Origin of the sequence: Subtercola boreus, from assembly GCF_003399645.1 — a bacterium.
Taxonomy (GTDB): Bacteria; Actinomycetota; Actinomycetes; order Actinomycetales; family Microbacteriaceae; genus Subtercola; species Subtercola boreus_A.
Window position 1 is genome coordinate 36,867 of sequence record NZ_NBXD01000018.1, and the last position, 21,624, is coordinate 58,490.

Sequence of the window (21,624 nt, forward strand, 5' to 3'; positions counted from 1 at the left end):
AATGCGGCTCCGAAGACAGGACCGATTGTGAACAGGAGACGCGCCATGACTGCTACTACGCAGCTCACCTACCCCAGCCAGGAGCCGGAGCTCACGGGTGAGGACATCCGCCTGCGCAACTGGGCCAAGAACGCACGGCTCGGTCCCCCCGGTTCTGTGGTCGCTCCGACCACGGAGGCGGAGCTTCAGGACTTGCTGTCTACCAGCGACGGCACGGTGAGGATGATCGGGAGCCGGATGTCACCCGGCCGGATGATGCAGGTCGCGAACAGCGATGGCACGCTGCTCGACCTCAGTGCGCTGAGCGGCCTGATCTCCAGCACCGACGACACCGTGACCTTCGCGGGTTCGACTCCCCTGGCCGCCGTCTACGCGTTTCTCCTGGCACGGGGGCAGATGCTGCCCGCCTCGCCCGGGGTGATCGCCGAGCAGACGCTGGCCGGCGCCCTCTCCACCGGCACCCATGGCCAGGGCCTGCAGCAGAGTGCGATCGCCGGCGCCGCGCTGTCGATCCGGATGGTGCTGGCCGACGGTTCGGTGGCGGAGTTCGACCGCGACCACCCGGACTTCGGCGCGGTGCAGCTCAGCCTCGGTTCGCTCGGAGTCATCACGGCGGTGACGTTGAAGGCTCGGGAGTCGGTGATCTACACCTGCCTCAAGACTGCCGTCAGCGCCGACAACCTGGAGGCCGACCTCGGGACCTGGAACCGGGAGAACAGTCTGGTCAAAGCGTGGTGGTTCCCCCAGGAGGGCCAGGTGCAGGTCTGGAAGGCCAACGAGGCCAGCGACGAAGAGGTCATGCGGTACCGGGCCGGCGGCGGTGAGCTGCTCGCGCACGCGAACACCAACAACTCGATGAACGACACCGTGGAGTCGACCCTCCGCCAGATGCGCGACGACACCAAGGGAGTGGCCGACGGCGGCAAGCCGCTTCGCACCATGACCCGGTTCAGGGACTTCACCGACGTCACGGGAGACATCTACCAGGTGTTCTGCAAGGGCATCGCGACTCCCCAGATCAACGTCGAGATCGCCGTCCCACTGGCCCGGGCCGGAGAAGTCATCAGGATGATCAAAGACTGGCACCGCGAGACCCGTCCCCGGATGCACTATCCGGTCATCCTGCGCTGCACCGGCCCATCCGACGGCTGGTTGAGCCCGTCGCACGGCCAGGACACCTGCTACTTCGGCTTCGTGGTCTACTACGCGGCCGATGGGTCGCTCTCCGAGGAGGGCGAGAGCTTTCTGAGGGCGGTCGAACGGGCTCTGGCCGACGAGGGCGGGCGTCCGCACTGGGGCAAGTATTTCGACGAGTCTCTGTATGACTGGCCGGCGCTCTACCCCCAGTGGGAGGCCTTCCGTCGGGTTCGCGAGGCGCTCGACCCCCAGCACCGCTTCGCCAATGCGTTCACTGCGGCACTGCTTGACTGACCGGGCCCGGCTACAACGACAGGAGTACCACCGATGAACGCCTGGGTGACGTTGTTGACGCAGCCCAATTACCTCGTCGGGGTGAGGGTGTTGCGCGCCTCACTGGCCGCATCCGGCAGCGTCATCCCCCTCGTGGTGATGGTGACCGACGGGATCGACGAGCAGACTCGGCAGCTTCTTCGAAACGACGGATGCCTCGTACGGGAGGTGGCGCCGCTCAGGCCGGCCGGCGGGTCGGGCGACAGCTACGCCAACTCCCGTTTTGCGGAGGTATGGACCAAGCTGGCCGTCTGGGGACTCACCGAGTTCGAGCGCATCGTCTTCCTCGACGCCGACATGCTGGTCATCCGGAACATGGATGAGCTGTTCTCACTGGACCTGCCCGATGGAGCCATCGCCGCGTGTCACGCCTGCCGGTGCAACCCCAACCGCATCGCGAGCTATCCGCCGAGCTGGACGCCGGCCACCTGCTTCTACACCCACTGCCGGGGCGGGGACCACGTCACCGAGCCGGATGCGACCGACAACTACCTGAACGGTGGATTCCTCGTGCTCTCGCCCGATGAGACCGTTCTCGCAGACATGGTGGGGCGGCTGGGGGCTCTGGAGGACCTGTCTCACTACGCGTTCGCCGAACAGGACTTCCTCAACGAGTTCTACCGCGATCGGTGGCGACCACTGCCCTACGTCTACAACGCACTGAAGACCCTGCCGCACCAACACCCGTCGGTCTGGGATCTGGCGGCGGTTGCGAACATCCACTACATCATCGACAAGCCGTGGGAGAAGCCCCTCGACCCCGCCGACCGGTACTTCGAGGTGAACAGCCTGTGGTGGGAGAGGGAAGACACCCTGGACTCGCCCGTCCAGGCGGTCACACAGCCGACTCCATCACCCGCCACCACTCCCGGGCGATGAGTTCGTGTCCCCCGGCGCTGGGATGCACGCCGTCCTCGATGACCGAGGCCGGGCCGGTCGCGCGGGCCTCTGCAGCGAAGAGATCGTTCAGCGGGATGAGGGTCGCGTCGTAGTGCACCGCCAGGTCTCGAACGACCTGGATCTTGGCGTCGAGGTCGTCAGTGTGCCAGGTGTGCTGCTCGCTCGTCACCGGTACCAGGAAGGGTTCGAGCAGCACTAGCCGGCGCAGGGTCAGCGCGGACAGCGCCCGGTCGAGCATCACCGAGTAGGTGGCCCGGAACTCAGCGGCCGACGTCGACAGCCCGGAGTCGAAGCGTCGCCACATATCGTTCACCCCGATCATGACCGAGAGGATGTCGGGCTTGATCTGCATAACATCGACCTCCCACCGCGCGAGCAGGTCGATCGTGCGGTCGCCGCCGACACCGGTGTTCACCACCTGAACGGGCTTTTCGTGCCGGGCGGCGATCTCGGCTATCCGGCGCACGTATCCGTCGCCGAGGTTCCCGCCGAGGCGCCCGTCGGGGTCGGTCCGGCGCCCGGCGTCGGTGATGCTGTCGCCCGTGAAGAGGAGCGTGGTCTGCACGGTCATGCCTGCGCCCCCAACAGTTGGGTGTAGCGGCCACCGAGAGCCACGAGCTCCTCATGCGTTCCGAGCTCGATGATGTGCCCCCGTTCCAGAACCGCGATGCGGTCTGCTGATCGTATCGTCGAGAGGCGGTGGGCCACGACGAGGGTCGTGCGACCCTCCATCAGTCGCTGCAGGGCCTCCTGCACCGAGCGCTCCGATTCACTGTCGAGCGCCGAGGTCGCCTCATCGAGGATCAGCACACGAGGATTGCGCACGAGTGCCCGGGCGATGGCGAAGCGCTGGCGTTGTCCGCCCGACAGGCGGGCCCCACGCTCTCCGACATGAGTGTGCCACCCGTCGGGCATGGCCTCGATCACGTCGAGGGCGTTCGCATCGCGAAGAGCACGGTGCACCTGTTCGTCGGTCGCGCGGGCCATACCGTAGGTGACGTTGTCGCGCACCGAACCCTCGAAGAGAACCGACTCCTGCGGCACGACGGAGAAGAAGCGCCGTGCGGCACGCATGTCGAGGTCATTGATGTCACGACCGTCGAGCAGGATGCGACCGGAACTCGGTCGGAGAAATCCGAGCACCAGGTTGAGCAGTGTCGACTTGCCCGACCCCGACGGGCCGACGAACGCCACCGTCTCGCCAGCGCGGATGTGCAGGGTGATGTTCGACAGGGCGGGCCGGTCCGCGTCGTCGTGCTCGAACCCGCCGTTCTCGATCAAAATGTCGCCGGTGACCTCGGAGGCCGGGGTACGACCGAAGTTGAGCTCGACATCCGGCTCCTGCAGAACCTCGCAGATCGACTTGATCGATTCACGACCCTTCGTGATGACCGGCGCGAGCGAGAGCATGTTGATGATGCTCCCGGTCAGGATCGTGAAGTAGGTGCTGAGCAGCACGACTTCACCGGCGGTGATCGGAATGAAGCCGGTGAGGGCGGCCAGTGCGGCACCGGTGAGGCAGAGCAGTCCGAGCGTCTGGTACGAGATCCAGCTCAGCGCACCGAACGATCCGTTCAGCCGGTCGAGCGCGAGCCCGGCGTCGCGAACCCCTTCGGCACTCGAACCGACCCGGTCGGCCGCCACGGCCTCGAGACCATGGGCCCGGGTGATCGGCATGAGGGTGGCCATCTCGCCAACCCGGGCGGAGAGATGCTCGACCGTGTGCCGGAAGTGCTCGTTGCGCGCGTTCGAGCGGGCGCGCAGCCCCCGCACCAGCAGGGCGGCCACCGGCACGGCCAGCAGGAAGACCGGCACGAAGGCCGGAACCCGCACGGCCGTCACGACGATCGCGCCGGCGAGGATGAAGAGCGCCGAGATACCGGTCTGCGCCGTCTGCTGCAGCATGAGCTCGATATTCTCGACGTCACGAACGAGCTTGGTCTGCATGACCGACGAACTCGCCCGGGCGTGATACCCGATCGACAGGCCCTGCAGGTGGTGCGCGAGACGATTGCGCACCTCGACCGCGAGCTGCCGAACGCTACCCATGTAGAGCTTCACGAACAGGATGTTCGAGGGGAAGTTCTGCACCAGCAGCAGCAGAGCGATCCCCAGCAGCGTCACGAGCCGAAGAGGGTCTCCGTGCTCGACGACGACATCGATGACCGCCGAGGTGATGACAGGAAGCACCCAGATCGGCGAGTCCTTGACGCCGAAGACGAGGATCGACAACAGGATGCGCGACCGGAACGGCCTGAGCCACGCCAGCAGAGTCGCGAAGGGCCGGGCGACGTCGAGCACCTCGTCGCTGGCCGGGCGCGCCCCGCGGCTCAGGTCGACACCCGGCGAGAAAACCGCTCGCTCCGCGCAGCGTAGTGCTGGCGCACCACCGAGGCAGCGGCCTTGCCATAGATGCAGTAGTCGTCGTTGCCGGAGGCGTCTTCGGCAAGGTAGAGCACGGCCGGCCAGTCCCACAGCATGAAACCCTGCACCCAGTCGCGGGCATTCGTTCGAGAGAACGCGTCTTCGTACCACCGGGCCTGCTCCTCCTCTGAGGGGGCACCGACGAGGGTCCAGTCGTTGGGGCGGGCGGCGGAACCGGCCCGACTCGGGCATCCGCTCTCCATGAAGAGGAACGGCTTGCCCGCCTCGCGTACAACCCGCTCGATCCTGTCGAGCTGCACATCCCACTCCCCGAGGGGGTAGTACCCGCTCGAGGAGATGACGTCCACCGCATCCCACCAGGTCACCCGGTTCTCCTGGTACTTGTCGCAGTTGTAGGTGATCGTGCCGGTGTAGACCGTGCGAACGCGGGCGATCAGGGCCCGCCACTCGCTCGCCCGCTTGTCGGTCTGCACCATCTCGCATCCGATGCAGAGCATCTCGCAGCCCTCGGCCTCGGCGATGCGGGCGTAGTGCACGATGAACTCTCCGTAGGAGTCGAACCACTCGGCCCAGCTCGGCTCGCCGGGCACCTCCTCGTCGAAGAAGCCGATGAAGGCGCGCCACGTTCCGTCGGCGACGTTCACCACCGGTTTCAGACAGACCGAGAAGCCGAGGCCCTTCGCCTCGCGGATACCCCACCGCACTTCGTCGTCGGTGGGGGCCGGTTCGTCGCGGAACCGGATGGTGGTCGACTGCGCCGTGTCCTGCTGGGCGGCAAAGCTCAGGGCGACCCAGGTGACGTCGAGGTCGGTGAGTTTCGCCATCGATGCGGATGCGGCCGGGGTCGCCCAGGTGCCGCGAACCCCGGTCCAGCCCCACGTCATTCCGCAGAACTGCTCGTCTGTCGTGATGCTCCGGTGGCTCATGGCAAGAGCTCCACCAGTTGGTTGGCGCTTCGCAGCACGAGGTGGTCAGCGACATCCGCCGCCGTGAGCTGCTTCGACGAACGCACGGTGAACGTGGCGCTCTCCCCCGGCAGGAGTGTCTGCAGCTGGTCGTCGACCGTCGCCTGGGCGTCGAGCCTGTCGATCAGCAGCGCCACGTCCCGCACGAGATTGCGGGCCGTGACCGTCACGGCGTAGCCCTCCGGCCCAGGCTCCACCCGGGTCAGGAGGTCGGCCGGCTCCAGTCTGGAGTCGCGGTACTCGGCGAAGAACCAGAGCGCCCGAACGTCGCCGAGGGTGACCGAGACCAGCTCGCCGCCCGCGTCGAGGGGGGTTGAAACATCCGTCGGCACCTCGAGCACGAGGGTCGACCGGCCCCCCACCAGAGCCTCGCCGGTCGTCGTCGACAGCACCCGGCCGTCGAAGTCGTGACGGGAGAAGGCGAGCTCACCCGACCACGGCTCGTCGGAGTCGTTCACGACCGCGACGACGAGGTGCTCACCCCGCGGCTGCACCGTGAGCAGCCGATCGGCGTAGGCGTGCTTGACGGCATGGAAGAGGGGCTTCTCGCGCCCGTCGCCGTCGATCGCCGCCCACGAGGTGACGGGCCAGCAGTCGTTCAGCTGCCAGACGATCGTGCCGGCGCAGACCGGACTGATCGACCGGAAGTGCTCGATGGCCACCTGAACGGCGGTCGCCTGGTTGAGCGACATCGCCCAGTGCCAGTCGTTCATGTCGTCGGGAAGCGGCAGGTGGGCGACGAGACCGTCGATGAGCTTGTCGTTGCCCTCCATCGCCTTCTGGTGCACCAGCATTCCGGGCGACTCCGGGGTGAGCGGGTCGTCGGAGAGGGAGCGGGTCAGGGTCGACCAGGCGGGCGGACCCTGCCAGCCGAACTCGGCCACGAAGCGCGCGGTGACATCGCGGTACCCGGGGTAGTCCTGCCGGTTCCACAGCTCCCAGAGGTGTGTCGAGCCGTGCAGCGGGTCGTTCGGGTGGTGGGCGGGGGCGGGTGCGCCCGAGCCGTCGGGCGCGTCGGACCGTGCCGCTTCGGGCGAGAACGGGCTCCCCGGTGTGTACGGGCGGAAGGGGTCGAGTTCTGCGACCAGCGACGGCAGCAGCTCGAGGTAGTAGCCCAGCCCCCACGACCGTCCGCCGAGGCGCGGTTCCCAATTCCACTCCTCGAAGCCCCAGATGTTCTCGTTGTTGCCGTTCCAGAGGGCGAGGCTCGGGTGCGGCATGATGCGGGCGATGTTGTCGCGGGCCTCCGCCTCGACCTCGGAGCGCATCGGCTCGTCTTCGGTGTAGGCCGCGCAGGCGAACAGGAAGTCCTGCCAGACCAGCAGCCCGCGCTCGTCGCAGAGGTCGTAGAAGTCACTGCTCTCGTAGATGCCGCCGCCCCAGACCCTGACGAGGTTGATGTTCGCCGCCCTCGCCTGCGCCAGCCGCCGGTCGTACCGCGCCCGGTCGACCCGGTGCGGGAATGCGTCGTCGGGGATCCAGTTGACGCCGCGCACGAAGATCGGGCGGTCGTTGACGATGAAGGTGAACGGGGTGCCGTTCTCGTCGGGCTCGTGGTCGATGCGCACGGTGCGGAACCCGACCCGGCCCGCCCAGGCGTCGAGAACCGTGTCGCCGTCGAGCAGCGCGACATCCACGTCGTAGAGGGGCTGCGCTCCGTGGCCGGCGGGCCACCAGCGCTCGACGTCGTCGACCGCGATCTCGAGCTCGGCGCTGAGTGCGTCCGGCTGCACCTCGACCTCGACCGTCTCCCCCGAGAGCGAGAGGCGCAGCGTCAGCGGTGAATTCGCCGCCCCGCCCCGCTCGACGTCGGCGCGAACCACGACGGAGCCCCGATCATCCTGAACTGTCGCGGTGGGCCGCACCGACGCGAGCCTCGCGGTCGACCAGCTGACGAGGGAGACGGGCCGCCACATGCCGACAGACGCCGTGTCGATACCCCAGTCCCAGCCGAAGCTGCAGGCCATCTTGCGGATGCTGTTGTACGGGTGGTGGTTCACGTGCGGCCGGTAGCCCTGGTCGAGGCTCGCCCGGTCGGCGTACTTCACCGGAGACGAGAAGGTGACCACGAGGTCGTTCGAACCCTGTCGCAACAGCGGCGCGACGTCGAACCGGTAGGTGCGGTGCATGTTCTTCGTGTCGGCGACCGCGTGCCCGTTCAGCTCGATCGAGGCAATCGTGTCGACCCCCTCGAAGACCAGCTGTGTGCGATCGTGACCGTCATCGCTGAACGAGAACGTCGTCGAGTACCGCCAGTCGCACGACCCGATCCAGGCGAGCAGGCGCTCGTTGTCGTCGAGATAGGGGTCGTCGATGAGCCCCGCCGCCATCAGGTCGGTGTGGATGCTGCCGGGCACGACAGCCGGTAATGCCCGACCTCGCAGATACTCGGGCACGGGCCCGCCGACGGCCTCGGCAGACCACCCCTCGTGCAGCAGTCTCGTCTGGATCAGCCGGGCGGTGGTCTCGGTGCGGGTGAACGTCACTTGGTGGCTCCTTGGGTGAATCCGTTGTAGATGTAGCGCTGCAGCACCAGAAAGATGATGAGGGTCGGGATGATGACGATCATCGCTCCGGCGGAGATGATCTCCCATTCCGAGCCGAACGGTCCCTTGAAACGGAACAGTGCGGTCGAAATGACTCCGAGCTTCGGGTTGGGGGCGTAGAGGTAGGGAAGGTAGAACTCGTTGTAGATCGCGATGCCCTTCACGATCACCACCGTGGCGATCGCCGGCTTCAGCAGCGGGAGGATCACCCGCCAGTAGATGCCGAACTTACTCGCACCGTCGAGCATCGCGGCCTCATCGAGCTCTTTCGGGATCGACTGCATGAACTGCACGAAGATGTAGATCGAGACGATGTCGGTGCCGAGGTTCAGCGCGATGAGAGCCCAGAGACTGTTGAACAATCCGAGCCCGTTGACGATCTGGAAGGTCGCGACCTGCGTCGTGACCGCCGGGATCAGCGTGGCGAGCAGGAAGAGCCCGATGATGATCTTCTTGAACCGGAACTCGAACCGGTCGATGGCGTAGGCGGTCATCGTGCCGATCAGGATGGTGCCGACGAGGGAGACGACCAGCACGAAGGTCGTGTTCACGAAGCCCAGCGCCATGTTCCCACGGGTGAACGCGGTGACGAAGTTCTCGAAGTTGAACCAGTTGCGGGGCAGATCGAGCGGACTGCTGTTCGCGTACTCCTCCTTCGACTTGAACGAGGTGATGAAGAGCACCACGAGCGGCAGCAGCGTGATGAAGCAGGCCACCACGAGCGAGAGGTACTTGAGACCGGTGAAGAGGTTCGCCACACTCCTCATGTCAGGTTCACTTCGTCGTCAGGGAGCAGCTTGCGCTGCACGAGCGTCACGATGAGCACGATCACCAGGAGCACGACGGCCATCGCCGAGGCCAGCCCGACCTGCCGGAAGGTGAACGCCTGCCGGATCGTCTCGATCACGAAGGTGGCACTTCCGTTCGCTCCCCCCGTCATGATGAACGGGATCTCGAAGACCGCCAGGCTGCCCGAGATCGCGAGGATGAACGACAGGCTGATGATCCTCTTGATCCCCGGCACGATGATGAACCGGAACTGCTGGAACCTGTTCGCCCCGTCGAGATCTGCCGCCTCGTACAGCTGCGAGGGAATGGACTGGATCGCGCCGAGGAACAGCACGAAGTTCAGACCCGTGTAGCGCCAGACCGAGGTCGCCGCGAGCGACGGGTTCACCGCATCCGGATTGCCCAGCCACTGGGTGGTGACCTCCTGCAGCCCGACCGCTTTCAACAGGCTGTCGAGCGTGCCGTCGGGCTGGAAGAAGTACAAAAACATCAGCCCGATCGCGACCCCGTTGATCAGGTAGGGAAAGAACAGGATGCCCTTGAACAGGTTGCGGAAGCGGGTGCTGAAGCTGAGCACCGTCGCGAAGTAGAGCGCGAGCCCCATCTGGATGAACGATGCCGCGATGTAGAACAGGCTCACGTAGAAGACCCGGAACACCTCGGGATCGGTGAAGATCTCGATGAAGTTGTCGGCTCCGACGATGTTCTTGGTCTTGTCGATCCCGTCCCAGTCCGTGACGCTGAACCAGATGAGGTTCGCCGCCGGAACGTAGGTGAAGGTGATCAGGAAGGCGAGCGGAACGATGAGGAAGAGGTACGGAGTGATCTTCCGGTGCCTCACCCCCGATCGCCCCGCCCGCTTCTTCTGCCCGGCCGTGACGGCTGGTTCAGCGAGGGGCAGCAACGCCCCGGCAAGACGGGTCACAGCGCTCAGGACCCGGCGCCCGCTCGTGCTTCGGCCCATTTCTGATTGAGCTGGGCGAAGTACGACTCCTTGTCACCGTCGGCTGCGCCGCGGGCGATGTCGACAAGCTTCTGGCGATAGATGCCACCGAACAGGTCGATCTCGGCCGCGTTGTAGATGTCGGAGTCGAGCGACGGGTTCTCGGGTGCGTCGAGCTGCACGTAGTTCACGCCGGCGGCATCGAGGTCCTTCAGGGTGTCGGGGGTCGCGCCGTCGATCGCGGTCGGAAGCGCGCCGGAGAGCTCGGAGTAGCCGGACTCATCCGTGAACCAGTCGATCCACGCCCGTGCGGTGACCTTGTTCGACGAGTTCACGTTGATCGCGTTGTTGAAGTCGCCCGCGATGGTCACGTTGTACTTGCCATCGGTCTGGTAGGGGAAGGGCATGTAGCCGATATCGGCCGGATCGGTGCCCGCCGCAGTCGCGGCCTCCTGCATCTGGATGACCGACCAGGAGCCGAGCAGCATGGTGCCGATCTCGCCCTTCGCCAGCGCAGGCTTCGAGCTCTCCCACGCGGTGGTGAGCGGGTCGGGCTCGGACAGGCCGTTCGAAACAATGTCGTAGATCAGGCCGTCGATGATGTTCTCCTCGCTCCCGGCGCTCCATGGCGCATCCGAGGAGTCCCTGTCCTTCACCACGGTGGTCTTGCCGGTGAAGCCCTGCGGGCCCTGCCACTGGCTGAGCGGCCAGACGTCCTTGTAGTTCGTGTAGTACGGGATGGCCTGGGTGTTGTTCTTGATCAGCTGCAGGTCGGCGATGAACGCGGCGGGGGTGGTCGGCAGGCCCTTCACACCGGCGTCGCTCCACACCTTCTTGTTGTAGACGATGCCGTTGGCGCTGCCGAAGGTCGGGATGCCGTACTGCGTTCCGTCGTAGGACTTGTCGTTCAGAAAGCGGTACTTCTTCGCGAGGTCGTCTTTGTTGCCCAGAGGCTCGAAGAACTGCGAGAACTGGGTGGGCAGAACCTGGCTCGGAATGAGCAGAACGTCGCCATAGTCCTTCGTGCTCAGGCGCGTGTTCACCTCGCCCTCGTAGTCGGTTATCGCCTCGAACGTGACGTTCGTGCCGGGGTACTTCGCTTCGAAGGTCTTCTTGTAGTCCTGGAAGACCGTGTCGACGATGTCGGTGCGGTTGGTCAGAACCGTGATGTCGCCGGACGGTTTGCCGTCTCCCCCGCCGGAGTCTCCGCCCGCCGTGCAGCCGGTGAGTATGAGGGCGAACGTCGCCAGGAATGCGGCGGCGATGTGTTTCTTAGCCATGGGTTGATCTCCATCTCCATTGATTGAGACGACTGTATGTCATCGTTGACATTAAAACAGCCCCCATTGGGATAACGTTCTGATCACACAGCCAAGATGCTGGTCTCACGGGTCGAATTGCGGATGCGACCCACGTGTCCACGTGGACATGATCGGCTCGGTGCTAGTGTTCCGCTATGACGGAGTCGAGCGCGGAGATGATGCCGGAGGCCCCACCGGCGGTCGGCCTCGCCGCTCCGGCGCAGCCGCGTGCGACACTCGCCGACGTGGGACGACTCGCCGGGGTCAGCGCCAAGACCGTCTCCCGGGTCGTGCTCGGCAGCAGTAGCGTGACACCCGAGACGCGGGACCGCGTTCTCCGCGCGGCCCGAACGCTTCGGTTCCGCCCCAACCACCTCGCCCGAGACCTGCGGTACGGCAGCGTCACCAACACTGTCGCGTTCGTGATCGGCGACCTGACGAACCCGTTCTACTTCGCGGTCGCCGCAGGAATCGAGCGAGAACTCGCCCGGCACGGGCTCCTGATGATCCTGGCCTCGACCGACGACGAACCCGAGAGCGAGAAGAGGGTCGTCGAGGCGCTCCTGCAACAGCGCGTGCGCGCCCTGCTGATGGTTCCCATCGCCTCCGACCAGTCCTACCTCGAGGGGGAACGCCAGCTCGGCACCCCCGTCGTCTGCATCGACCGCCCGGCCACGAACCTGATCGCCGACTCGGTGGTGCTCGCGAACTCCGACGGAACCGCCGAGGCCGTTCGCGCCCTCATCCGGCTCGGCCACCGCCGCATCGCGTTCGTCTGCTCGCCCGCCGCCCTGTTCACCCATCAGGAACGCCTGCGGGGCTACCGGCAGGCCCTCCGGGAGGCGGGGGTCACCGACACGACGCGCTGGGAGCGCCTCGAGGAGGCCGGCGGAGCATCCGCCGCCGACTCTGTGCGGGACCTCCTCGCCATGGCCGACCCGCCGACAGCCATCGTGGCCGGCAACAACCGCGCGAGTTCGGGGGTGCTGCACGCCCTTCGCGAAAGCGCCGATGACGTCGCGTTCATCGGCTTCGACGATTTCGAGCTGGCCGACGCCTACGGCATCAGCGTCGTCGCGTACGACCCCGCCGAACTCGGCCGCACCGCCGCACAGCTCGTGGTCTCCCGCATGGACGACCTCACCGGCCCTCCGCGGCACGTCGAGATTCCCACCCGGCTCATCCCGCGCGGATCGGGCGAGCGAGGCGCACCGTGACCTGCCTGTCGGGCTGCGGGGCGGTCATCCCAATCCGGTGAAATCTTTATAACAAAAGTATTGTAAGTTTCTTCTCCAGCGCGTAGCGTCTCACCAAGGCCCAGCCGTGGCGATCACAATGACGTGTTGAAAGGCAAGAAGAATGAAGAAATCCAAGTACGTGCTGGCGGCCGTGGGGCTCGCTTCGGCCGTCTCGCTGGTGCTCAGCGGATGCAGCGGCGGCGGCGATTCGTCGGCAGACGCTTCGAGCGAACCGGCCGCGACCTCGGGCGAGGTCACCTGGTGGGGCTATACGCCCGACACCCCCGTCGCGGAGCGGTACATCGCCGAGTTCAACAAAGAGTTCCCCGACATCAAAGTCACCTACAAGAACTTCGAGAACGTCGACTATCGAACCACCCTCACCCCCGCGCTCGACTCCGGCAAGGGTCCCGACGTCTTCGTGCTCTCCCCCGCCGGCGGCACACCCGACCTCTGGGGCCCCTACGCCATCGATCTCGCACCCCTCGCCCAGGAGAAGCTGGGCGCAGACTGGGAGTCGAAGTTCGGCGAGGGCTACGCCAAGCAGCTGAACGACTCGACGGGCCGCCTCGTCTCCGCTCCGATGGGCGGTATGGCAGCCGGGTTCCTCTGGATCGACCAGAACATTCTCGACGCAGCCGGCGCCAGCGTTCCCACCGACTACAACTCCTGGGTAGACACCTGCGCGAAGATCACCGCGATCGGCAAGACCTGCTTCACCATGGGCGCCGGCGGTGCCGACACGTTCCCCACCGAGATGTTCCACTCGATCGCCAACTCGGTCGATCCGAACTTCTTCATCGAAGCCGCGACCGGCAAGGCGAAGTGGAGCGACCCGGCTGGCATCGAGACCCTCAACATCGTCAAGAAGATGAGGGCAGACGGCATCATCAGCTCCGATGCGCTCGACGGCACGCAGTACCCGCTCGCCAACGAGGCCTTCATGCGCGGCGACGCCGCGATGGTGCAGATGGGCTTCTGGTACACGCAGTACTCGGGTGCCGAATCGTGCAAGACCTCCATGGAGGCGGCCGGCGTCGCGAACCCGACCTGCTTCGTGCAGCTTCCCGCGGCGTTCCCGGATGTCGCGGGCAAAGGCAATGGCTCGGCCTACTTCGGCGAAGCCGACTACGGCCTGGCGATCAGCGCCGACTCACCGAACATCGGAGCGTCGAAGACGTTCGTGTCGTGGATGACCATGTCGACGACCGGCCAGCAGAACGTCGCGAACGCACTCGACCTGCTGCCCGCCCTCCAGGGCGTGAAGCCCGACTTCGCCTCGATCAGCCTGGTCGACGACTCGGTGCAGAAGCCCGCCATCGAGGAGCTCATCTCCGAGAGCGGCTCGACGACGCAGTCACGGCAGTACCAGACGACCGAGAAGACCCTCGATGCGATCGTCATCGCGATCCAGCAGGTGCTCGACCCGACCGTCAACAAGTCCGTCGACGACATCGCCGCTGAACTGCAGTCCTCCTCCGAGGCCAGTACCGTCGGCGCCAACTGACCGGCACGCGGGCGACCGGGCGAAAAGCGAGCACCATGACTGTGACAACGGCGCGGCCGAAGACATCCGCCCCCGCGCGTTCGGGCCACTCCGGCCCGAACGCGCGGGGGGCGAAGCGAAGAACCTCCCACCTGGTTCCGGGCGGGCTGGTCTGGATCCTGCCCGGCTTCATCATCTCGGTGGGTCTGATCTACTACAGCATCGTCTATTCCGGCTACCTGTCGTTCTTCGACTGGGGTGGTGGCCGGTCGAAGATGATCCCCGCGGGGTTCGACAACTACGTGCAGGCGTTCACCGATCCGACGTTCTACACGGCCCTCCGCAACACCGTCATCTACTTCGTGGCCGTGTTCGCCGTGCAGGTCGTCGGCGGTGTGCTGTTCGCCGCGGTGATGCACTCGAAGATCTTCTTCGCGAACGTCTACAAGGTCATCGTGGTCATCCCCGTGGTCGTGGCTCCCGCCACTCTGGCCCCGGCGCACATCCAGGCCTGGCAGACCGACGGCACGGTCAACCAGATCCTCGAGGCAATCGGCCTCGGTTCCCTCGCCCAGGGCTGGATCGGCCAGTCGACGACCTCCCTGGTGGTCGTGACCCTGGTTGGATGCTGGGGGTCGGTCGGTTTCGGATTCATCCTGTTCTATGCGGGCATGGCCCAGATCGACCCCGAAATGCTGGAGGCGGCCCGGATCGACGGGGCCGGCAACCTCCGACTGCTGTTCTCCGTCGTTCTGCCGAATCTCAAGCCCATCACCATCTCGCTCGCGATCCTGAACTTCATCACCGCGCTCAAGCTGTTCGACAACGTCTGGCTGATCACCCAGGGCGGGCCGGCGCACTCCTCGGAGTTCCTCGGCACGATGATCTATGCCGAGACCGCCGGCACGGGCCGAAATCTCGGGTACGCCGCGACCCTGTCGGTCATCCTGCTGGTGATCGCCGTGTCGGTCTCGGTGATCATCCAGCTGCGCAGTCGCGAACGCAAGGCACTCATTGAGGAGACTCCGGATGTTTGAGACGCGCTCGCTGCGATCGAAACTGATTCTGCAGCTCATCGTCACGGTGTGCATGATCCCGTTCCTCATCCCGATCTACGCGATGGTCTCCCGATCGTTCGCCGGATCGGGGTGGGGCAACTACGCCGCCGTTCTCGCGGTGCCCGGCTTCGCCCGCTTCTTCCTCAACTCGGCCATCGTGGCAGGCGGATCGATCGTCATCATCTATCTCGCGACCATGGCCGCGGCCTTCGGGTTCTCCAAGCTCCGGGTGAAGCGCAAGGAAGTGCTCTTCTGGATGATGATGGCCGCGCTCACTCTGCCGGAGGTCGTGCTGATCGCACCGCTGTATGCGACGGCCGTGCGGCTCGACCTGCTCGGAACGTTCTGGGCGGTCATCCTGCCCATCGCAGCCCTGCAGATCCCGTTCACCGTGCTCATCACCCGCGGCTATGTCGACGGCATCCCCGACACCCTGTTCGAGGCTGCACGACTCGATGGCGCCGGCACGTGGCGCATGTTCTGGTCGGTTCTCGTACCGCTCGCAAAACCGATGGCTGTTGCGCTGATCGTCTTGGTGCTGATCAATTCCTGGAACGCCTATCTCTCGCCGAAGGTGTTCCTCACCGACGAAGACATGGGCGTCGTCACGCTGCTGCCCGAGTTCTTCCGCCGTCAGTACAATGACGACACCCCGAAGATCCTCGCCGCCGCCGTGGTCACAGCCATTCCGACCGTCGTCGCGTACATTCTGCTGCAGAAGCAGTTCGAGCGGGGCATGGCAGCGGGCGCAATCAAATGACAGCCATCCCTGAGGAGACATCGTGAGTACTGTTCGGCGACTCGGACCGTCTTCAGAGAACACCCGCAGCGCCATCCTCGACATGGTGCGCTCCAGCGGCACGGTCAGCCGTATCGAACTGTCGGAGATGTCAGGGCTGACCCCCACGTCGATCACGCGCATCGTGAAGTCGCTCATCGAAGACCGCCTCGTCGTCGAGACCGGCTTCAGCGACTCCACCGGGGGCAAACGGCGGAGCCTCATCGAACTGAACCCGCATGCCCGCTATGCCGTCGGCATTTCGCTCGACGACGCCCGTCTCACTTACGTCGTTGCCGATCTCGGCGGAACCGTCGTCGGGCACCACATCTCCGCCGGGATCGCCGGAACCCCGCCGAGCGACGTGGTGCTTCGCATCGGCGACGAACTGGAGGGGCTCTTTCTCGACCTCGAGATCCCGACCTCCGACATCGTCGGTATCGGGGTGGCCGGGGCCGGGCTCGACCTCAGCGCCGGAGCCGAACGCATCTCGCTCACGTCGGACGACTGGGACACCTTCGCCGTGCAGGAAGCCCTCGAGACCCGGATGGGGCTGCCCGTCGTTCGGGACAATGACGCCGCCTGCGCGGCCCTCGGCAACTTCTGGGCCGGCCGGCTGTCGGCCAGCCAGGACTTCGCCACCCTCTACATGTCGAACGGCTTCGGACTGGGGCTGATGATCGGCGGGAGTGTGAGCCGCGGCTCCTCCTCCAACGTCGGTGAGATCGGCCACATGACGCTCGACATCGGTGGGCCGGCCTGCTGGTGCGGGTCACGCGGCTGCCTGGAGATCCTGGCCGGCCCGCGCGCGATCGTCGGCTCGGCCATGGCCGACCCTGCACTCGCCCGCGACCTCGGGCTGTCGGGTGACGACGCGCATCTGCGACACAACTTCGACATGATCGCCCGCTCGGCGGCGGGCGGTGACCGGCGCTCCGCCCAGCTGATCGAGAGGTCGGCGGCCTACGTCGCCGCCGCGGTGCTCTCGGTCGTCAACCTCCTCGACCTCGGCCGCATCTACCTGGCCGGGCCGGGTTTCGCCGATGCGGGCGACTTCTACCTGCGCGCCATCACCGATCGGGTCGCGCGATTCGCGCGCACCAAGTCGGTGCACGGCGTCGAGATCACGCTGTCGGATCCGGGGCTCGACGCCGCGGCCGTCGGCGCCGCATCCCTCGCTCTGCAGCACGTTCTGACCCCCCACACTCGCGCCGAACGCGGCGTCTGACCCGCCGCGGTTCTGCGGCCACACCACGGGGCATCCGCCCACACCGAGAGAGAGGACTGGCACTCATGGCCATCCGTTCCATTCTGATCAACGTCGAAGACGTCAAGCGCTCCGTCGACTTCTACACCCGCTACCTCGGGGCCGAAGTCGTCGAGGCTTCGGACGACAGCGCCGTACTCGATGCCGTCGCAGGCCAGCTGCGCCTCGTGCGTCTCGGCGCCGGGGCGGGCGGCGCCGGGGCGGGCGGTGCGGGCGGCGGTGACGCATCGACCTGGATCCCCGACGACCTACAGGCGGGCTTCCGGCACGTCGGCTTCAAAGTCGCCGACATGGATGCTCGGGTCGACGCGCTGCACAAGGGCGGTGTTCCGTTCCATCTCGAACCGATCCACGCCGAGGGCGACGTGCGGATCACCTTCTTCTACGACCCCGACGGCACGCTGCTCGAGCTCGTCGAGGGCCCGCTGCAGTACCACGAGGTGTTCGACCGTGAGGCTGTGGACGCGGACTGGGCGCTCGGCACCCCGACCCGGCCGCGGTTCGACCACGTCGCTGAGACGGTGAACGACCTCGAAGCGACGAAGCAGTACTTCGGCGAACTCGGTTACAGCCTCATGTCGGGGATCCACCAGCCCAGCGACGACCGTGGCTTCGAGATCGCCTTCCTTCGCGACGGCGACACGTCGCTCGAGATCTTCACCTATGAGAAGGTCGAGAAGTCGAAGCGACAGCCGCAGCTCGAGGCACCGGGCTTCCTCGCCGTCGAGTTCGAGGGCGGCATGCCGCCGGGCGCCGAATCCGTGGGTACCCGAGCGGGCCTCGAGATCGTCGCCGACCCCGACGGGTTGCTGCACGCCGTCACGGGGTCGTGAGGTGCGCTGGCAGCTGAACCCCCTGGGCTCCACCGGGCTCACGGTGAGCCCGGTCACGCTCGGTGGCGCTCCGCTCGGCAGCATGCCCGAGAACTTCGGCTACACCGTGGCCGAGAACGATGCCATCGCCTTCGTGAAGACTGTGCTCGACAGCGACATCCGCTCGATCGACACGTCGAACGGCTACTCGGGCGGTCAGAGCGAGGTGCGCATCGGCCGTGCGATCGCCGAGTACGGCGGCCTGCCCGCCGACGTGCTGGTGATGACCAAGGTGGATGCCCGTGATGACGACTACAGCGGCGACCGCATCCGGCGCTCCCTCGAAGAGAGCCGTGAGCGGCTCGGCTTGTCACCGCTGCCCGTGGTGCACCTGCACGATCCGGAGTTCCACGACTTCGAAGCCATGACCGCTCCGGGCGGCGCTGTCGAGGCCCTCGTCGCAGCACGTGAGCGCGGTGAGATCGGGCACCTCGGCCTGGCCGGCGGCACGGTGCACGAGATGGCCCGGTATCTCGACCTCGGCGTCTTCGAACTGCTGCTCGTTCACAACCGGTACACGCTGGTCGACCGAAGCGCCGAAGACCTGATCGAACGGGCATCCGCCCAGGGCATGGCCGTTCTCAATGCGGCGGTGCTCGGAGGGGGCATTCTGGCCGACACCACCGGCACCAACACCCAGTACGGTTACCGGCCGGCGTCACCGGAGACACTCGACGCGATCCGGCGGATGCGCGAGGTCTGTGCGTCGTACGGCACCGACCTGGCGACCGCCGCCATCCGCTTCTCGACGCGGGAGAAGCGCGTGCACTCCACCATCGTCGGCATCAGCAAACCGGCGCGCATCGAGTCGACCATCACGGCCGCCACCGCCGACCTGCCCGACGACTTCTGGGGCGAGCTCGAAACGCTGCTCCCCTCCCCCGAGAACTGGCTCGACGCGCCACTCTCCTCCTGACCTCCCTTCGTCGCCGTTCCCTACAGAAAACCGAGTACACCCATGCCTCTCGTTCGAATCGACCTGCACGAACCCCTCCGCGATCTGCGGCCGCAGATGAGTGACGCCATCCACAGCGCGCTTGTCGAGGGGTGGGAGATGCCAGCCGACGATCTGTTCCAGATCTTCCGCCTGCACGAGCCCGGCGACCTGTTCTACAGCCGCACCTTCCCCGAGGCCGACCGCACCGACATCGTCTTCATCCAGATCCTCGCCTTCACCGGGTACAGCCCCGAGGTGAAACAGCGCGGTGCCACTCTGGTGGTCGACCGGCTCGAGGCGCTCGGTATCAAGCGGGACAACATCCTGATCGCCCTGAGCGAGAACGGCGACGGGGACTGGCTCGCGCCTGCTGCGGCAGCTGCTGCCCCCGCCTCGGCGTCGGTACCCACCTCGGAGTCGGTTCTCGCGGAGGCGGCCTCATGACGCCCTCACGATCCGACTTTCCGCCCTCGTTCGTCTGGGGCACCGCCACGGCCTCGTACCAGATCGAAGGCGCCACCACCGAAGACGGGCGGGGCGCCAGCATCTGGGACACCTTCGCCCGGCGGCCCGGCGCCATCGCCGACGGTTCGACCGGGGATGTGGCCGACGACCACTACCACCGCATGGCCGGCGATGTCGCACTCATGGCCGACCTCGGTGTCGAGGCGTACCGGTTCTCGATCGCGTGGCCGCGCATCCAGCCGCTCGGCAACGGCGAGGTGAACCGCGCCGGCATCGACTTCTACCGCAGGCTCGCCGACGAGCTGCTGGAGAAGGGCATCACGCCGTGGGCGACCCTCTACCACTGGGATCTGCCCCAGGCGCTCGAAGACGCCGGCGGCTGGTTGGAGCGCGATACCGCTCACCGGTTCGCCGACTACGCCGGTCTCGTCGCATCCGAGCTCGGCGACGTGGTCTCGAACTGGATCACGCTGAACGAGCCGTGGTGCTCCGCGTTCCTCGGCTATGCCAGCGGTGAGCACGCGCCGGGCCGGCAGGAGGGTACCCACGCCGCCCGCGCCGCCCACCACCTGCTGCTCGGTCACGCTCTGGCGCTGCCGAACATCCGGAGCGCGGCACCGGAGGCGAACGTCGGCATCACCCTCAACCTCTATTCAGTGCACGCGGCGAGCGACAGCGAGGCCGACCGGGATGCTGCACGGCGCATCGACGGACTCGGCAACCGGCTCTTCCTCGACCCGGTGCTCACGGGTGCCTATCCGGATGATGTACTCGACGACCTCGGCGAAGCAGCCTGGTTCGAGCAGAACGCCACCCCCGATGACCTCGCCGCGATCTCGGCGCCGATCGACTTTCTCGGCATCAACTACTACAGCCGGCACACGGTGCGTGCAGGTACTGCCGAGACCCTGCCGCCGGGCCTCGCCAGCACGAACCCCGGGAGCGAGTTCGTGCAGTTCATCGAGACCGGCGCCTTGCGCACTCAGATGGGTTGGGAGATCCATCCCGACGGCCTCGTCGACGTGCTCGCCATGGCCACCGCCAAGGCACCCGGCCTGCCGCTCTACATCACCGAGAACGGCTCGGCGTACCCCGACGTCGTGTCGGCAGACGGCACCGTCGACGACCCCGAACGCCTCGACTACCTCCAACGCCACCTCGATGCCTGCCGCGAAGCTCTGGCTGCGGGGGTACCTCTCGCGGGCTACTTCGCCTGGTCGCTGATCGACAATTTCGAGTGGGCATGGGGGTATTCGCGCCGCTTCGGGCTCGTGCACGTCGACTACGACACCCAGGTGCGTACCCCCAAATCGAGCGCCCTCTGGCTCCGCGACATGCTGCGCGCCGAGGTGCGTTAAGGGCGCCCGCTGACTGTCGGCGGGAATGTCGTCACCTGGGAGGCACCGAGCAGCCGCGTCATCCGCTCGGTAGGGTCTGCAGGATGTTCGACAGGATGCTGTCGGCCGAGATGGGCGAATCGAAAACGACAGACGAGATCGAGACCCAGTAGCCCGTCTCGGTGAAGACGTCGAACACGGGGACCTCGGTGCCGTTCTCGACGTAGCCGCGGTTGCCGGCGGTGCCGCTGAGTGCGGCGTCGAGGGTTCCGGTGCCCTTGATCTTCGCCTCGTACGTCGCAAGATCGGCCGAGCTGGGGTTGGCGACTCCGACCGAGATCGACGATCCACTCGACGCGTTCAGCCAGGAGCAGATCTTTCCGTCGAGCTTCGCGATGGTGGCGAAGCTGTTGTCGCCCGAGACCTCTGCGCCGGCGTCGGCGGTGAAATCGGGGCTGATGCTGGCGATGGTCGAGTCGGCCACCAGCGAGGAGCAGGCGATGGCGACAGCCGAGCCGGACGCTGCCGGCGAGGCCGTCGGGGACGTGGTCGGCGACGGGGTGGGCGTCGATGTCGGGTGCGGTGACGCAGACGGAGTCACCGTGACGGTCACCGTCGGGGATGGTGACGACGCTGGTGTCGACGGAGAGCATCCGGCCAGTACGGCGAACGACACGGCCACCAACGACGTGGCCGAAGTGATGCGGAACGCCCGAACCGGGCGCCGAAAAGTCTGCATTGCTACTCCCCTGAATCTGTGTGCACATCGTGACAGAGAGGCGGCGCCGCAGACCGGCGATCCCCGGTTCTTACCTCGAAAGGGGGGAGGTCCAGCGGGGGACGCTCGACAGCACGTGCACGTCTCATGACACGTGCGGCGGGAGGGC

19 protein-coding genes are annotated in these 21,624 nt (G+C 66.3%); 11 read left to right on the forward strand and 8 right to left on the reverse strand.

From position 1 onward, the window contains the following. The first annotated feature begins 45 nt into the window (after positions 1–45). Positions 46–1,431: a D-arabinono-1,4-lactone oxidase gene (locus B7R24_RS09055; RefSeq protein ID WP_116418651.1), complete on the forward strand. Its 1,386-nt coding sequence runs from the start codon at positions 46–48 to the stop codon at positions 1,429–1,431. A gap of 45 nt (positions 1,432–1,476) precedes the next feature. Next, a complete protein-coding gene (locus tag B7R24_RS09060; RefSeq protein WP_216364028.1) occupies positions 1,477–2,349 on the forward strand; it encodes a glycosyltransferase family 8 protein in 873 nt (290 codons plus the stop codon). Here B7R24_RS09060 and B7R24_RS09065 read toward each other — a convergent pair. Genes B7R24_RS09065 through B7R24_RS09095 form a run of 7 tightly spaced genes read right to left on the reverse strand, consistent with a single transcriptional unit; the run spans position 2,306 to position 11,278 of the window. Then, complete coding sequence (locus B7R24_RS09065; RefSeq protein WP_116418653.1) at positions 2,306–2,941, reverse strand: SGNH/GDSL hydrolase family protein; 636 nt, start codon at positions 2,939–2,941, stop codon at positions 2,306–2,308. The genes B7R24_RS09060 and B7R24_RS09065 overlap by 44 nt on opposite strands. Then, positions 2,938–4,671: an ABC transporter ATP-binding protein gene (locus B7R24_RS09070; protein WP_116418654.1), complete on the reverse strand. Its 1,734-nt coding sequence runs from the start codon at positions 4,669–4,671 to the stop codon at positions 2,938–2,940. The genes B7R24_RS09065 and B7R24_RS09070 overlap by 4 nt, the downstream gene beginning before the upstream one ends. 29 nt (positions 4,672–4,700) lie before the next feature. Then, positions 4,701–5,681, reverse strand: a complete 981-nt coding sequence (locus B7R24_RS09075; RefSeq protein WP_116418655.1) for a glycoside hydrolase family 113 — start codon at positions 5,679–5,681, stop codon at positions 4,701–4,703. Beyond that, complete coding sequence (locus tag B7R24_RS09080; RefSeq protein ID WP_253259366.1) at positions 5,678–8,206, reverse strand: glycoside hydrolase family 2 protein; 2,529 nt, start codon at positions 8,204–8,206, stop codon at positions 5,678–5,680. The genes B7R24_RS09075 and B7R24_RS09080 overlap by 4 nt, the downstream gene beginning before the upstream one ends. After that, positions 8,203–9,033 (reverse strand): carbohydrate ABC transporter permease, encoded by an 831-nt coding sequence (locus tag B7R24_RS09085; protein ID WP_116418657.1) that lies wholly within the window; start codon positions 9,031–9,033, stop codon positions 8,203–8,205. The genes B7R24_RS09080 and B7R24_RS09085 overlap by 4 nt, the downstream gene beginning before the upstream one ends. Continuing rightward, the gene (locus B7R24_RS09090; protein WP_253259367.1) at positions 9,030–9,980 is read right to left on the reverse strand and encodes a carbohydrate ABC transporter permease; all 951 of its coding nucleotides are present in this window, start codon (positions 9,978–9,980) and stop codon (positions 9,030–9,032) included. Before B7R24_RS09090 ends, B7R24_RS09085 begins: the two co-directional genes overlap by 4 nt. A 5-nt stretch (positions 9,981–9,985) precedes the next feature. Beyond that, the gene (locus B7R24_RS09095; protein ID WP_116418659.1) at positions 9,986–11,278 is read right to left on the reverse strand and encodes an ABC transporter substrate-binding protein; all 1,293 of its coding nucleotides are present in this window, start codon (positions 11,276–11,278) and stop codon (positions 9,986–9,988) included. Between the two features lie 176 nt (positions 11,279–11,454). Here B7R24_RS09095 and B7R24_RS09100 point away from each other — a divergent pair, with 176 nt between their 5' ends. The 9 genes from B7R24_RS09100 to B7R24_RS09140 all read left to right on the forward strand — a co-directional run bounded on the left by B7R24_RS09100 (position 11,455) and on the right by B7R24_RS09140 (position 20,758). Beyond that, the gene (locus tag B7R24_RS09100; RefSeq protein WP_253259368.1) at positions 11,455–12,516 is read left to right on the forward strand and encodes a LacI family DNA-binding transcriptional regulator; all 1,062 of its coding nucleotides are present in this window, start codon (positions 11,455–11,457) and stop codon (positions 12,514–12,516) included. Positions 12,517–12,658: 142 nt separating this feature from the next. Further along, positions 12,659–14,044: an ABC transporter substrate-binding protein gene (locus B7R24_RS09105; RefSeq protein ID WP_116418660.1), complete on the forward strand. Its 1,386-nt coding sequence runs from the start codon at positions 12,659–12,661 to the stop codon at positions 14,042–14,044. Between the two features lie 35 nt (positions 14,045–14,079). Next, the gene (locus tag B7R24_RS09110; protein ID WP_116418661.1) at positions 14,080–15,060 is read left to right on the forward strand and encodes a carbohydrate ABC transporter permease; all 981 of its coding nucleotides are present in this window, start codon (positions 14,080–14,082) and stop codon (positions 15,058–15,060) included. After that, complete coding sequence (locus B7R24_RS09115) at positions 15,053–15,841, forward strand: carbohydrate ABC transporter permease (RefSeq protein WP_116418662.1); 789 nt, start codon at positions 15,053–15,055, stop codon at positions 15,839–15,841. Before B7R24_RS09110 ends, B7R24_RS09115 begins: the two co-directional genes overlap by 8 nt. Positions 15,842–15,863: 22 nt before the next feature. Next, a complete protein-coding gene (locus tag B7R24_RS09120) occupies positions 15,864–17,087 on the forward strand; it encodes an ROK family transcriptional regulator (RefSeq protein WP_116418663.1) in 1,224 nt (407 codons plus the stop codon). A gap of 65 nt (positions 17,088–17,152) precedes the next feature. Next, positions 17,153–17,959 (forward strand): VOC family protein, encoded by an 807-nt coding sequence (locus B7R24_RS09125; RefSeq protein WP_116418664.1) that lies wholly within the window; start codon positions 17,153–17,155, stop codon positions 17,957–17,959. Between the two features lies 1 nt (position 17,960). After that, the gene (locus tag B7R24_RS09130; RefSeq protein ID WP_253259369.1) at positions 17,961–18,914 is read left to right on the forward strand and encodes an aldo/keto reductase; all 954 of its coding nucleotides are present in this window, start codon (positions 17,961–17,963) and stop codon (positions 18,912–18,914) included. A 42-nt stretch (positions 18,915–18,956) separates the two neighbouring features. Beyond that, on the forward strand, positions 18,957–19,379 hold the full coding sequence (locus tag B7R24_RS09135) for a tautomerase family protein (RefSeq protein WP_116418665.1): 423 nt from the start codon (positions 18,957–18,959) through the stop codon (positions 19,377–19,379). Continuing rightward, entirely contained in the window at positions 19,376–20,758 is a 1,383-nt protein-coding gene (locus B7R24_RS09140) for a GH1 family beta-glucosidase (RefSeq protein ID WP_116418666.1), read from the forward strand. The genes B7R24_RS09135 and B7R24_RS09140 overlap by 4 nt, the downstream gene beginning before the upstream one ends. Before the next feature lie 58 nt (positions 20,759–20,816). On the opposite strand, the gene B7R24_RS17335 is transcribed toward B7R24_RS09140, so the two are convergent. Continuing rightward, entirely contained in the window at positions 20,817–21,476 is a 660-nt protein-coding gene (locus B7R24_RS17335) for a hypothetical protein (RefSeq protein ID WP_147304008.1), read from the reverse strand. Positions 21,477–21,624: the final 148 nt, after the last annotated feature.

Bases quoted from the DNA above. Each gene is read 5' to 3' on its own strand.
- B7R24_RS09140 (WP_116418666.1), top strand. From the start codon at position 19,376: ATGACGCCCTCACGATCCGACTTTCCGCCCTCGTTCGTCTGGGGCACC.
- B7R24_RS09055 (WP_116418651.1), top strand. From the start codon at position 46: ATGACTGCTACTACGCAGCTCACCTACCCCAGCCAGGAGCCGGAGCTC.
- B7R24_RS09115 (WP_116418662.1), top strand. From the start codon at position 15,053: ATGTTTGAGACGCGCTCGCTGCGATCGAAACTGATTCTGCAGCTCATC.
- B7R24_RS09095 (WP_116418659.1), bottom strand. From the start codon at position 11,278: ATGGCTAAGAAACACATCGCCGCCGCATTCCTGGCGACGTTCGCCCTC.
- B7R24_RS09105 (WP_116418660.1), top strand. From the start codon at position 12,659: ATGAAGAAATCCAAGTACGTGCTGGCGGCCGTGGGGCTCGCTTCGGCC.
- B7R24_RS09085 (WP_116418657.1), bottom strand. From the start codon at position 9,033: ATGAGGAGTGTGGCGAACCTCTTCACCGGTCTCAAGTACCTCTCGCTC.
- B7R24_RS09065 (WP_116418653.1), bottom strand. From the start codon at position 2,941: ATGACCGTGCAGACCACGCTCCTCTTCACGGGCGACAGCATCACCGAC.
- B7R24_RS17335 (WP_147304008.1), bottom strand. From the start codon at position 21,476: ATGCAGACTTTTCGGCGCCCGGTTCGGGCGTTCCGCATCACTTCGGCC.
- B7R24_RS09075 (WP_116418655.1), bottom strand. From the start codon at position 5,681: ATGAGCCACCGGAGCATCACGACAGACGAGCAGTTCTGCGGAATGACG.
- B7R24_RS09110 (WP_116418661.1), top strand. From the start codon at position 14,080: ATGACTGTGACAACGGCGCGGCCGAAGACATCCGCCCCCGCGCGTTCG.
- B7R24_RS09135 (WP_116418665.1), top strand. From the start codon at position 18,957: ATGCCTCTCGTTCGAATCGACCTGCACGAACCCCTCCGCGATCTGCGG.
- B7R24_RS09100 (WP_253259368.1), top strand. From the start codon at position 11,455: ATGACGGAGTCGAGCGCGGAGATGATGCCGGAGGCCCCACCGGCGGTC.
- B7R24_RS09125 (WP_116418664.1), top strand. From the start codon at position 17,153: ATGGCCATCCGTTCCATTCTGATCAACGTCGAAGACGTCAAGCGCTCC.